Raw genomic sequence first — 13481 nt, forward strand, 5'->3', positions numbered from 1 at the left:
CATGGGCAGACTGGGCGATTTTTTCAGCGGCGAAATCGGCCGTCGTCGGGTCTGGCTGTTTTTTCAACTCGCGACGCTGATCTATGTCATTCCGCTGATCCTCGCCGACTATCCCTACATCGATGACAACTGGCGTTCGCTGTCCGCCGGAACGGACTGGGTGGGGCAGGGGCGGTTGTTCACCGAGCTGTTCTACAACGTGCTGACCTTCAGCGATGCCGCGCCGAACATCTTTCCGTTGCCGCTGTTGATCGCCTCCCTGGCCATGACTTTTGCGTTGACCAGCCTGACGTTTCATTACTACCCGCAGCCGACGCTATCCTGCTGCCTGGTGGTGTTGCCGCTCTGGTACAACCCGTTCTTCCTGCAGAACCTGTCGTATCAATACGACGGACCGACTAATGCCTTGAGCCTGGTGGCGGTGATCTATGCGATCACGTTTCGTCATCCTTCGCGCATCCTGCAATGGCTGGTGCCGGCCTTCCTGATTGCCCTGGGGCTGGGGCTCTATCAGGTGAGTATTAATGTGTTTCTGGGCCTGTGTTGCCTCGAATTGCTCAGGGGCGCGAACGATAAATGGGCCTGGCCGCAATGGTGCGAGTTGATCGGCTGGAAACTCGCGCAGGTGGTGCTCGGCGGCTTGATCTACAGCGTCACCGCTTATCCGTACATGAATCAGAACCGTGTCTTGTTCCTGAACTGGGCGGCGGCACCCTGGCTGCAACTGGAAATCAACATTGGTCGCGTGCTGGAAAAAGTCGTGCTGCTGTTTCACGGTGGATTCACCTGGGTGTTCGCCGTGCTGCTGTTGTGCGCCATCGCGGGCAGCGTGCAGCTGGCCCGGAACGTGGTGGCACGCCAGGACACGGCGTTGAGAAAAGTGCTGATGGGTCTGGCATGTGTGCTGTCCGTGCCGACCGTGATTTTTCTAGTGTCGGGGGCTGTGTTGTTTTTCCGGGATTTCAATGAAGGCGCCAGAACCTTGATGGGGTTCGCAGTGCTGTTGGTGCTGCTGTTCTATTTAAGCCATCTGGCACTGGCACGTATTCATGAGCGGCTGACGCTGCTGTTGGTGGTTCCGTTGCTGGCCATGCTTTCGCTGTCCTACGCCTATGGCCGCGTGCTGTCGGTGCAGAACACCTTTGCCTCCAGCGCGTTGTTTTCCCTGGGGCATGACATTGCATCCCATCGGCAACTGCGCGAGGCCAAGCGCATATACATGTCGGTGAGTTATTCCGATCACTGGCTGGTGGAGGCTGCAGGCTCGTTCAAGCAGATGCCGGTTTTGCATTATTTGCTGAACATCAACTTCTACATGCTGGCGGAAAACCTGCCGAAAGCGGGCATCACCAACGTGGTCGCGGAGCGGGAGCGACGCAACGCGACGCTGATGGGTTATCAGGGTTATCCACCGCTGGTGGATAACAAGTTCTACAGCCTCTATCTGTTGGGTGACTACGGTTTCATCGTGATGAAAGAGCCAACGCCGATCGCCACGCTTGCGTGGTGAAAACGGTGAGCGCTCCTGCGATCTATCTCAAACGCTTGCCATCCGGGGTTGCCGACGGTGCGGGTTTGCTGGGGGTGCTGGCGATCGCATTGTTGGCGAGATTTCACGCTATCACCGTGCCGGTCATCTGGTACGACGAGGCTTACAGCATACTGCTGGCCGAGGGCTCGCCTGCGTACATCTGGGCCACAACGGCTCGGGATGTTCATCCGCCGCTTTACTATGTCTTGCTGCATTACTGGATGGTGCTGTTCGGTCATGGTGTGTTGTCTGCGCGTTCCCTGAGCGCACTGGCTGATGTCGGCACGCTGTTGCTGGGCATTAAATTGATGAGCCTGTTGGCGACGCGAAGGGCGACATGGATCGCAGCATTGTTGTTGGCGTTGCTGCCGATATCGGTGCGCTACAGCCAGGAAGTGCGAATGTATACCTTGCTGGGGTTTTGGCTGATGGGGGCGACTGTGGCGCTGGTGTGCTGGGTCAAGGCGCCGGATCAAAAGCGTTATCCGGTCGTTTACGTGCTGCTGATGACGGCGGCTTTTTACACGCACTACTTCGCCGCATTGTGCGTGTTGGTGCATTGGCTTTTTTGGTGGCGAGTGCGCAAGGTCCAGGGCACGGTATCGGTACGTGCGTGGATTTTGGCCAACAGTGCAATCGTCGTGTTGTACCTGCCGTGGGCACCGCCTCTCATCAGTCAATTGCTGCGAATGGATGGGCTCGAATGGATACCGCCACTCACCTGGCCGACGGTGCTGACCTTCGTTTGGCAACTGGTGGTGATGGAGGGTTCGACCAGTGACTTATGGCGCGTGACACCCTTGGTCTTGATCATTGTTTGCGCCGCTGCGGTACTGCTCAAAGCACGTAATGAACGACCTTTCAGCGTCTTGCTGGTGAGTTATTTCTTTGTGCCGGCGCTGACCGTGTTTCTGGTGTCGCTGATCGTGCCGGTTTTCAATGCCAGGTACCTGGTATTCGCCGCCGCTGCGTTGCCCCTTATCGTCGCGCTCGCACTGGACGCATTGAGCCAACGCCACGCTGTCCTAGCTGCTGTCGCCATGGTTTTTATTGTGTTGGTGGAAGTGCACGGGCTGTCGGCGATTTACGCACAAACGGATGAGATGAACGGCACCACTATTCGCAGAGACGCGAAGCTGGATGCCGTCGTCGCCGGTCTCGGCCGTGAAGCCCATCCGGATGACGAAATCGTTGTGGATAACCTGTATTGGTACTTGCCGTTCATGTACTACAACTCGACAGGCATCCAGCCGAGGCTATACGTCTTCAAAACAGCGACCGGCACCTTGTGGGGAACCGCCGAATACGGTGGCTGGGCACTCATTCCCCATCACCTGCACTCGATTTTCTTCAATGATTTTTCGACCCTGAAACTCAATGCCAGGAGAGTCTGGTGGGTGACGGGCATTGCTCGTCCTGAGCATGACGCTTTGTTTCCGAAACATTGGAAACAGGTGCTGACGCTAAGGGAAGGGGGCAGTGAGGCTCGTTTGTTCATCGTGGAGGACGCGCCAACCGCTGAGATTGGCGCGCAAACACACGCTATGCAGCAGCCGCATCATTAGGCTCAAAACTATCCGCCCGTGCCATCTGCCACATCCGCGAGTAAAACTCGCCGTTCACTTCCCCGGTGAGCAACTCGCCTGGCTTGAGGAACACATGCAACTGCGAAAACAACTTGATCTCGGTCGCCGACATGCGTCGCACCAGATGCTTGGCCGACAGCTGTGAAGGATGGTCGAGACCCGCGGCGGCGAGCATTTCGGCCAGGGCCTTCAGTGTATTGCGATGGAAGTTGTACACACGCTGGGCCTTGTCCGGAACAACCAGCGCGCGCTGGCGCAGGGTGTCCTGGGTGGCGACGCCGGTCGGGCATTTGTTGGTGTGGCAGCTTTGCGACTGGATGCAGCCGATGGCGAACATGAAGCCGCGCGCCGAGTTGGCCCAGTCGGCGCCGATGGCCAGGACGCTGGCGATGTCGAAGGCGCTGACGATTTTGCCGCTGGCGCCGAGTTTGATCTTGTCCCGCAGGTTCAGGCCCACCAGGGTGTTGTGCACGAACAACAGGCCTTCACGCATCGGTACGCCGATGTGGTCGGTGAATTCCACGGGAGCGGCGCCGGTGCCACCTTCCTTGCCGTCGACCACGATGAAGTCCGGGAGGATGCCGGTTTCCAGCATGGCCTTGGCGATGCCCATGAATTCCCACGGGTGGCCCAGGCAGAACTTGAAGCCCACCGGTTTGCCGCCGGACAGTTCACGCAGTTGCGCGATGAAGTGCATCATTTCGATCGGTGTGGAAAACGCACTGTGGCGCGACGGCGAAATGCAGTCTTCGCCCATCGGGATGCCACGGGTTTCGGCGATTTCCTGGGTGACTTTGTGTTTGGGCAGAATGCCGCCGTGGCCGGGTTTGGCGCCTTGGCTCATTTTGATTTCGATCATCCGCACTTGCGGATTCTGTGCCTGGGCGGCGAAGCGTTCCGGGTCGAAGCGGCCATCGGCGGTGCGGCAGCCGAAGTAGCCGCTGCCCAGTTCCCAGGTCAGGTCGCCGCCGTTTTCCCGGTGATAGGGGCTGATGCTGCCTTCGCCGGTGTCATGGGCGAAGTTGCCGAGTTTGGCGCCCTGGTTCAACGCGCGAATGGCGTTGGCGCTGAGGGAGCCGAAGCTCATGGCCGAGATGTTGAACACCGACGCCGAGTACGGCTGGGTGCACTGCGGGCCGCCGACCATTACCCGGAAACTGCTCGGGTCGCTCAACGGCGCCGGGCGCATCGAGTGGCCGATGAATTCGAAACCCGACTGATACACGTCGATCAGCGTGCCGAAAGGTTTGTCGGCGCTCTCGTTCTTGGCCCGCGAATACACCAGCGAACGCTGGGCCCGGGAGAAGGGCAGGGCATCGCTGTCGGATTCGAGCAGGTACTGGCGGATTTCCGGGCGAATGCCCTCCACCAGATAACGGATATTGCCCAGGATCGGGTAGTTGCGGCGCACCGCATGGGGGCTTTGCAGCAGGTCGAACAGACCCACCAGGCTGAGGACGCCGGTGACGGCGGTGATCGGCCAGAGCCAGTCGTATGCCAGGAAGGGCAGGCTGGCGAGGGTGAATATCACACAGACGGCAAAGAAGGCGTAGCGGCTCAGGAGTGACAGGCTCATACGGTTTCCTTGGGTTCGGACTCGGTCATGTAGGACCGTGGTATACAGGCTTTTGTGGCGAGGGAGCTTGCTCCCGCTCGGCTGCGCAGCAGTCGCAAAACCTGCTGACGGGATTTGTCTGACTGAACGCATTGCCTGTTTTGGGATCGCTTCGCGATCCAGCGGGAGCAAGCTCCCTCGCCACAGAGATCTCCTGTGTTAGCACAGAGCGTCAGGCATTCTGCGCCTGGAGAATAAACGAAAACAGCCTGGATTGAGATTTGATCCCTTGTTCGGCTGGTCAGACAGCCGCTTTCGATTGGTGCACCGGCAGCTCGACCCGAAACGTGGTACCCACACCGACTTCGCTGCGTACCGAAATATCGCCTCGGTGTTTTTTCACGATGCCATAGGACAGTGACAACCCGAGCCCTGTCCCCTGGCCCACCGGTTTGGTGGTGTAGAACGGGTCGAATATTTTCTGCAGGCATTCCGGTTCGATGCCTGATCCGGTGTCCGCGACTTCGATCGACACCGTTTCACCTTCAAGCCCGGTACGCAGGGTGATGGTGCCCCGTTCCGGCCCCATGGCCTGAGACGCGTTGACGATCAGGTTCATGATCACCTGATTGATCTGCGACGGCAGGCATTCGATGTCAGGCAGCGTTTGATACTCCTTCACCACATCGGCCTTGTACTTGAGTTCATTGGCGACGATGTTCAGCGTCGACTCGATGCCCTGTTGCAGGTTGGTCCACTGCCATTCCTGATTGGAGTCGACGCGGGAGAAGTCCTTCAGGTCTTTGACGATCTGCCCGACCCGGTTGATACCGTCCTTGGATTCCTTGATCAGCAGCGGAATGTCTTCGCGCAGAAACTCCAGTTCGACCTTTTCACGCAACTGGCCGAGACGTTCGAGGACTTCGCCTGAGGTAATGACAGCCTCCGCCTCCCGATAAGCATCGAGCATGGTCTGCAGCTGTTTGAAATAGCCATCGAGGGCGCCGAGGTTGGAGGAAATGAAGCCGATGGGGTTATTGATTTCATGGGCGACGCCCGCCGCCAGTTGCCCCAGCGAGGCGAGTTTTTCCGACTGCACCAGTTGGCTTTCCAGTTGTTTGCGCTCGTCGATTTCCCGCTGCAATGCTTCGCTGGCCTGTTTGAACTGGGCCGTGCGCTGATCCACCAGATGCTCCAGATGGCTCATCTGGATAGACGCTCGTTCGGTCATGTCCCATTTGGTGAGCAGGGTGTTGGCCATCTGCTGGACTTCAATGTTGTCGAACGGTTTTTTCAGAATCAGCAGGCGGTCGTGGGCGTGCAGGCGCTCCAGCAGTTCATCCCACGAATAGTCGGAATAGGCGGTACACACCACCACTTGCAGGCTCGGGTCTTCCTGCCACAGGTGTTCGATGGTCTGTGCACCGTCCCAGCCCTCGGGCATGCGCATGTCGACGAAGGCCAGGGCGTAGGGGCGGTTTTCCTGTAAGGCCTGGACGAGTTTGCCCAGGCCCTCCTGACCGCCATACGCCGAATCCAGCTCGAACAGAAGTTGAGTGGATTTCACTTCGCTGCCGAACAGCGCGGCCTCCATTTCGTCCAGTTCTGCATGTTTGGCCGAGGTTGGGGTGAGAATTTTGCGAAAGTCATCATGGATGGACGGGGTGTCGTCGATCAGCAGAATACGTCGGTTCGAAAGGTCGCTCATGCTTCCTCCATGACGGGGTTCAACGGGATCTGCAGGGTGAACAGGGCGCCCTTGCCTGGCCCGTCACTGTGGGCGGTCAGATGGCCGTTCATCTCGATCGCGGCCAGCGCGCAGCTGTGCAGGCCGAAGCCGTGGCCTTCCTTGCGGGTGGTGAAACCGTGGGCAAAGATCCGTGTCATGTTTTCCGGCGCAATGCCTTCGCCGTCATCCTTGACGCTGATTTGCAGGATCGTGTCCTCGACGACCTTTACCCCAAGAGTGATGTGTCGCGCTCGGTTGCTCAGATCGGACATGGCGTATTTGGCGTTGCTGATCAGGTTGATCAGGATCAGCAACAAGCGGTGCTTGTCGCCCATCACTTGCGGTACGTCGCCGTACTCCTTGACCACCGTGACGTGATGCCGGGTCAAGGCGCCTGCGTTCATGCGCAGGGCGTCCTCGAGCAATTCGCTGATGTACAGCGGTTCCACCAGGTTGTTGGCCCCCGCGTAGGACTGCTGGGTGGCGACGATGTCTTTGATGTGATCGACGCTTTTGCTCAGCTGCGCGAGTTCCTCGGTCATGCCTTGCTGTTCGAGGGCAATCGCCTCCACCAGTTGATTCAAATAGCCGGGCAGTAATTTTCCTTTTTCGTTCTGGGTCAGAAAAGTGCCGAGGTCGCTTTGATGTTCGTTGATCAGCTGCATCGCCTTGCCCAGCCCCTGGGCCTTGCTGCTACGCAGCCGGCGGCTGACCAGATCGGCCGAGATGTTCACGCTGTTGAGCACGTTGCCGACGTTGTGCAGCACGTTGGTGGCGATCTCGGCCATGCCGGCCTGACGCGCGGTGTCGAGCAATTCGCTCTGGGTATCCTTGAGTTCGCGGGTGCGCTCTTCGACCCGTTGTTCGAGGACTTCGTTGGCGGTTTGCAGTTCCTTGTTGACCCGCTGGATCTCCCCGAAGCTGCGCATCAGGCGAATCGCCAGGTACACCAGCACCAGTACCAGCAGCGTCGAAAATACCAGCATGTAGAAGTGGTAGCGCTGGTCGATGGCATCGGTTTGCTGCTGGTCCTTGTTCAGCAGGCCGGTAATGTCGTCCAGTCGTTCGGCCACGGGAATGGCCTCGATGTTTTCCAGTAACCGATTGACCACCGGTTGCTCACGCAGGATCAGGGTGACGTGGTTACTCAAAATATCGATCGGGCTGTGAAACTGCTCCGGCAATCGTTGCTTGTTAACCCCCAGTTTGTTCATCCCCAGCAGAATATCCGCCGCTTTATCGTCGGAGGTGACCTGGGCGAATTCCAGGCTGCTGAGCAGCAAGTCGTAGGTGTCGGTGGCGATGTTCTGCAGTTGCAGCTTGTCTTCATCTGACAATTGGGCGAGCGGTTGCTGGATGTCGTCTTCGGCCGTCGGCAGAAACGCCAGTGAGTTGCGCAGCACCGCGTTGTGGGATTTGAACTGTTCCACCAACCGGGTTTTTTCCAGCATGGCGGCGTGGTATGCATCATGGCTGGCATGCCAGATGGGGTCGTTGCGGCCGTGATTGGACTCCATGGTCTCGAACAGCTGCCACAGACGTGTCATCTCGCTCAGCGGTGCCACCAACGGATCGTAATTGTGACTGATGGCGATCCTGGACTTGAGAATCTCGGTTTCCCATTGCGCATTCAACTGTTTGATCCGACCGATCAAATCCCGGGATTCGGCGTAGGTCGACGTCTCGTTCGAGCTGGACTTGAGGTACAGGAACAACAGCGTCGAGGCCAGCAGCACGGCCACGGCAGCGAGCAGCGCCAGGTTGCGGCGGGGGAACGTTTTCATAAAGGTTTGCCTCCCCATTCACCGGTCAGGGTCTTGAGGAATTTGATGATCAGGTCCTTATCCTTGTCGGAGGGCACACGGCCGAGCTGAAACTTGAACATCACGTCTACCGCCTCTTCGAGGGTTTTAGCCGAGCCGTCGTGAAAGTACGGCGCGGTCACGGCGACATTGCGCAGGCTCGGCACCTTGAACACGTTGCGGTCCTCTTCGGCCTTGGTGACCAGATAGCGGCCCAGATCGGCTTCGGTGGGGTTGCCACGAGCCTGAAAGTAATCACCCATAACCCCGAATTTCTGGAACATGTTGCCGCCGATGTTCACCCCCTGATGGCAGGCAATGCAGCCGTAGTCCTTGAAGCGTTGGTAACCGTACTTCTCGTCAGTCGTGAGAATGTCGGTATTGCCCGACAGGTATTGGTCGAAACGCGAGTTGGCGCTGATCAGCGTGCGCTCATACGTGGCCAGGGCACTTTGCACATTGTTCATGGTGACGCCGTCCGGGTAGGCCTTGGTGAAAGCGCTTTTGTAATCCGGGTCGGCGGACAGCATCTGGACCACATGCTCCCAATGACTGCCCATTTCACTGGGACTCTGTACCACTTCGTGGGCTTGGGTTTCCAGAGAATCGGCGCGGCCATTCCAGAATTGCCGGAAGTTCAGGCTTGCGTTGAACACGCTCGGGGTATTGATCGTCAAGGGATCGCCCTTGAAGCCAGTGGACAATGCCTTGTCGTCGGCGCCGCCGATTTCCAGGCGATGGCAACTGGCGCAGGACAGGCTGTTGTTGACCGACAGCCGTGGTTCGTTGAACAACCGGCGACCGAGTTCGACTTGCAAGGGATTCTGCTCGGGCACCGCGGGCAAGGGTTTGAGCGGTTCGTCCAGCGGTGCGCCACTGGCTATCAGACAACAACCGAGTAGAGGCGCAAGGAGCAAGTAGCAGAAGGAACGTGACATCTTGTGATTCCTTGGCTCAGGGCCTGTGTGTTGTTGCACATCGTTCAGGAGATGGGCTTTACGGAGGTCAGGTATTGCACGAAGGCGTCCGGCTCCACGGCTTTGCTGAAGTAGTAGCCCTGGCCTTCCTCGCAATGGAGCGCCTTGAGAAAATTCAGTTGTTCGAGGGTTTCCACCCCTTCGGCAATGACCGTCAGATTGAGGCTTTTGCCCAGGCTGATGATGGCGCCGACCAGAGCCGCGTCGTTGCTGTCACGGCCCAGGCCACGAATGAACGATTGGTCGATTTTCAGTACATCGATGGGAAACCGTTGCAAGTAACTCAGGCTGGAATAGCCGGTGCCGAAGTCATCGATGGCCAGCCGTACACCCAAAGCCTTGAGCCGATTCAGCGCGACCATCGTGGCATCGACGTTCTGCATCAATACGCCCTCGGTGATCTCCAGCTCCAGCAACGCGGGGTCCATACCGGTTTGCTGGAGTATCTGTTCGATGCCTTCGACAAAATCCCGCTGGCGGAAATCGATGGCCGACACGTTCACCGACATGCACAGATTCGGCAGGCCATTTGCCTGCCAGGTACGGGCTTGCCGACAGGCCTGGGCCAGCACCCATTTGCTCAATGGCACGATCAAGCCGCTGTCTTCGGCCACACCGATGAAGTCTGTCGGGTAGATCCAGCCTTGCCCCGGTTTTTGCCAGCGGATCAACGCCTCGGCGCCGACCACCTTGCCGCTGTCCAGGTCGAGTTTCGGTTGGTAGTGCAGGACAAACTCGTTCCGCTCCAGTGCCAGGCGAATCCCCGACTCGATGGTCTGCTGTTCCCGCGCGCGCTGGTTCATCTCATCGATGAAAAAGCTGAAATCGTTGGGGCCGCTTTCCTTGACGTTGCGCATCGCGGTTTCGGCTTTCTTGATCAGAGCGATGGCATCGAAACCGTCATCGGGATAGATGCTGATGCCCAGGCTGGCCGTCACGCTCAGGTCATGTCCGGCGACGTGCTGGGGCGCACGTATGGCGTTCAACAGTTTTTCGGCGATGCCCTTGGTCTGTTGGGGGTGGTGGATGTCGGCCAGGATCACCACAAATTCGTCGGAGCCGTAGCGAAACACCGAGTCGGAGGCGCGCACGCAGGCCACCAGGCTTTGCCCGACACGCTTGAGCATCTCGTCACCGGTCGGGTGGCCCAACGCATTGTTGATGCGCTTGAAGCGGTCGAGCCCCAGAAACATCACCGCCAGTTGTTTGTCATGGCGTCTGGACAAGGCCAGGGACTGGTTCAACCGGTCACCCAGCAAGGTGCTGTTGGGTAGCTCGGTCAACACGTCGTACTGCAACAGATGAGACACCTTGAGCAGTTCGTGGACCCGGGCTTCGATGGTTTGCTCAAGGCTCAGTACTTTCATCGCCGCGTCCTGCGCCATCTGCCACTTCCAGGTCAGGGCGCTGGCCATCTGGCGGATTTCCAGGCTGTCGAAAGGTTTTTTCAACACCAGCAATTGATCGCCGAACTCCAGCCGTTCGGCCATGGCTTCCCAGGTGTAATCGGAGAACGCCGTGCACAGCGCGATTTGCAGGTTAGGATCGGCTTTCCAGAGCCGTTCGATGGTTTCCAGGCCATCCCAGCCAGGCGGCATGCGCATGTCGGTGAACGCCATGGCGTAAGGGCGACCTTCAGCCTGGGCCCGCTTGACCAGTTTGAGTGCTTCCTGGCCTTGATAGGCGGAGTCGAGCTGGAAGACCAGCCGAGTCGTTTGCGGGGTGTCGAACAGCGCGGCTTCAGTGCCGGCGAGGGTGAGTTCATCGTCGGTATCGGCGCCCAGGATCTTGCGGAAGTCCTCATGGATCGAGGGCGTGTCATCGATGATCAGAATGCGCCGGTTGGCCTGGATGAACGGAGTTTTCATTCCTTGTCCTCCGTTGCACGTTGCGAATCGCCCGGCCTTGCTCCGGGATTGTGATTCGCGTGCACGATGCTCCCGGCCTTCAACAGTTCGGCGGCCTGCTGGCTGCTGACCGCTTGGCTGAAGTAGTAGCCCTGGGCGTTCATCGGTGAGCCGGTGGCCATCAGCGAAGTGCGTTGCTCCTGGGTTTCGACACCTTCGGCGATGATGCCGATCCCGACGTCGCGGGCGAAATTGATAATGGCCCGCAAGGTGGTGGCGCTGGCCGCGTCGTGGGCGGCAGTGTCGATGAATGCCTGAGCGAGTTTCAGGTGATTGACCTGGTAAGTCCTGAGGTAGTCGAACGAAGAGTATTCGGTGCCGAAGTCATCGATGGCGATCTTCACCCCCAGCTCATGCAGGCGCGGCAGGATATCGTTGTGCGTCCACTTGGTCTGGGCCAGGGTCGCTTCGGTGACGTCGAAACGCAGGTCCCATGGGCACAGATCCCAGCGGGCAGTGGTGCGCAACACGTCATAGATCAGCTCGGGACCACTCTTGAGCTGGGCCAGGGACAGTTTTATCGCCACCACCGGTGGTGCCATACCTTCTTCGCGCCACTGGTGCATCTGCCGACAGGCGCGCTCCAGCACCCAGTGACCGAGGGCGATGATGATGCCGGTCTTTTCCGCCGCGGGCAGGAATGCCGGGGCTTCCAGTAAACCGCGTATGGGGTGATTCCAGCTGACCTGCGCTTCCATGCCGAGGATCTTGCCACTGCTCAGGTCTACTTCCGGCCAGTAACGCAGTTCGAGCTCGTCGCGTTCGATGGCGGTTTTCAAGTCGTTGGCGATGGTCATGCGCTCGACCACTTCCTGATTGATTTCCTCGGAGTGGAAGTGGTACTGGTTGCGGCCCTTTTCCTTGGAGCGATACAGCGCCATGTCAGCCTGGGTCAACAGGCTGTCGGCGCTGAGGCTGACTTGGGTGTAGCTGCTGATGCCGATACTGACCGAGACCCGCACATCATTGCCGGCCAGGGAGTAGGGCTGCACCAGTGCATCGCGGACTTTGGCGGCCAGGGCCGCTGACTGGGTCGGATCGCCGACGTCCAGTTGCAGTATTGCGAACTCGTCGCCCCCCAGGCGGGCGACCACGTCGTTTTCCCGCACGCAGGTTTTGATCCGTCGGGCGACCTCCTGCAGCAACAGGTCACCCACCGGGTGGCCCAGGGTGTCGTTGATGCGTTTGAAGTGATCCAGGTCCAGGTAAAACATGGCAAACGGGGTGGCCCCTCGCCGGGCGGCGGCGAACGCCTGATGCAGGCGCTCGATCAGCGTCGCGCGGTTGGCCAGCCCGGTCAGCCCGTCGGTGCGGGCCAGCAGGGCGATCTTTTCCTCGGCCAGTTTGCGTTCGGTGATGTCGATGATGATGCCTTCGACTTCCAGCAAGCGGCCTTCATCGTCGCGCACCGGGATGTAGCGGTTTTCGACCCAGCGCCAGTCACCGTCGCCGGTGCGCATCCGGAATTCGATGGAAGCACCGGCTGCATGGCGGTCCAGCACCCGCGCCATGGCCGTGTCGACTTTCTCTTGATCGTCGGGATGGATCAGCTCCTGAGCCCAGTTGGACGAAGCCACCAGGGCGGCCGCGATGTGGCCGTATTTGGTGATGTTGTGGGAGATATACATCAACGGAAACGACGGTTCGCCCCGCAGCCGATACAGAATGGTCGGGCTGTTCTGCACAATGATGTTGGCGTCGGACAGCTCCCGGGTGCGCTCCTCGACCGCTTGCTCCAGCAGGGACATCTTCAGCGCCGCGTCTTCGGTCATTTGCCACTTGGCGGTCAATGCGCTGGCCATCTGGCGGATTTCGATGGCATCGAAGGGTTTTTTCAGGATCAGCAGGCGATCGCCCAGTTCCAGGCGTTCGTCGATGTCTTCCCAGGAATAGTCGGAATACGCGGTGCAGAGCGCCACTTGCAGCTTGGGATCGACCTGCCACAGGCGTTCGATGGTTTCCAGGCCGTCCCAGCCCGGCGGCATGCGCATGTCGATAAAGGCCATCGCGTAGGGCGAGTCATTCGCCAGCGCGGTCTCGACCTTGTCCAGCGCCTCACGGCCCTGAAACGCGGATTCGATGATAAAACCTTGCGAAGATACCGACACGGGGGTGCCGAACAGGGCGTTTTCAGCGCTGGCCAGACTGTCGTCTTCGATCGATGACGGGCTGAGAATCTTGGCGAAATCCTCGTGGATCGACGCGGTGTCGTCGACGATGAGAATCCGACGATTAGTCCGCGCAAGCAGCGTATTCACTGACATGCGCCTGTACCGACAGCAGTTTGGTGCGATGAGCTCATAGAGGGTATCCCTTCCCTGAGTGCTGGACGGAGCGGGCATCGTTTGGATCCGAGTGACCTGAGCATAGTCGTCCGGTCGGATATTCGCCCGG

8 protein-coding genes are annotated in these 13481 nt (G+C 59.0%); 2 read left to right on the forward strand and 6 right to left on the reverse strand.

Translation table 11 applies throughout. The features are described from left to right. Position 1: 1 nt before the first annotated feature. Together AC1RL4_RS08870 and AC1RL4_RS08875 are read left to right on the forward strand one after the other, a co-directional pair. A complete protein-coding gene (locus AC1RL4_RS08870; protein WP_489078584.1) occupies positions 2-1510 on the forward strand; it encodes a glucosyltransferase domain-containing protein in 1509 nt (502 codons plus the stop codon). Next, positions 1507-3096 (forward strand): glycosyltransferase family 39 protein, encoded by a 1590-nt coding sequence (locus AC1RL4_RS08875; RefSeq protein WP_489078585.1) that lies wholly within the window; start codon positions 1507-1509, stop codon positions 3094-3096. The genes AC1RL4_RS08870 and AC1RL4_RS08875 overlap by 4 nt, the downstream gene beginning before the upstream one ends. Here the strand turns inward: AC1RL4_RS08875 and AC1RL4_RS08880 are convergent. The 6 genes from AC1RL4_RS08880 to AC1RL4_RS08905 form a co-directional block, all read right to left on the reverse strand. Beyond that, on the reverse strand, positions 3074-4693 hold the full coding sequence (locus AC1RL4_RS08880) for an FMN-binding glutamate synthase family protein (protein WP_028939468.1): 1620 nt from the start codon (positions 4691-4693) through the stop codon (positions 3074-3076). The genes AC1RL4_RS08875 and AC1RL4_RS08880 overlap by 23 nt on opposite strands. 280 nt (positions 4694-4973) lie before the next feature. Beyond that, positions 4974-6380: an ATP-binding protein gene (locus AC1RL4_RS08885; protein ID WP_489078586.1), complete on the reverse strand. Its 1407-nt coding sequence runs from the start codon at positions 6378-6380 to the stop codon at positions 4974-4976. Next, positions 6377-8185: a DAHL domain-containing protein gene (locus tag AC1RL4_RS08890; protein WP_489078587.1), complete on the reverse strand. Its 1809-nt coding sequence runs from the start codon at positions 8183-8185 to the stop codon at positions 6377-6379. Before AC1RL4_RS08890 ends, AC1RL4_RS08885 begins: the two co-directional genes overlap by 4 nt. Then, entirely contained in the window at positions 8182-9141 is a 960-nt protein-coding gene (locus AC1RL4_RS08895) for a cytochrome-c peroxidase (RefSeq protein ID WP_230175096.1), read from the reverse strand. Before AC1RL4_RS08895 ends, AC1RL4_RS08890 begins: the two co-directional genes overlap by 4 nt. 44 nt (positions 9142-9185) lie before the next feature. After that, positions 9186-11048 carry a putative bifunctional diguanylate cyclase/phosphodiesterase gene (locus AC1RL4_RS08900; RefSeq protein WP_096481003.1) on the reverse strand — a complete coding sequence of 621 codons (1863 nt, stop codon included), beginning with the start codon at positions 11046-11048 and terminating at the stop codon, positions 9186-9188. Next, positions 11045-13351: a GGDEF/EAL domain-containing response regulator gene (locus tag AC1RL4_RS08905; RefSeq protein WP_019581572.1), complete on the reverse strand. Its 2307-nt coding sequence runs from the start codon at positions 13349-13351 to the stop codon at positions 11045-11047. The genes AC1RL4_RS08900 and AC1RL4_RS08905 overlap by 4 nt, the downstream gene beginning before the upstream one ends. Positions 13352-13481: the final 130 nt, after the last annotated feature.

The sequence above is a fragment of the Pseudomonas sp. GW822-FHT07A10 genome (assembly GCF_058798795.1).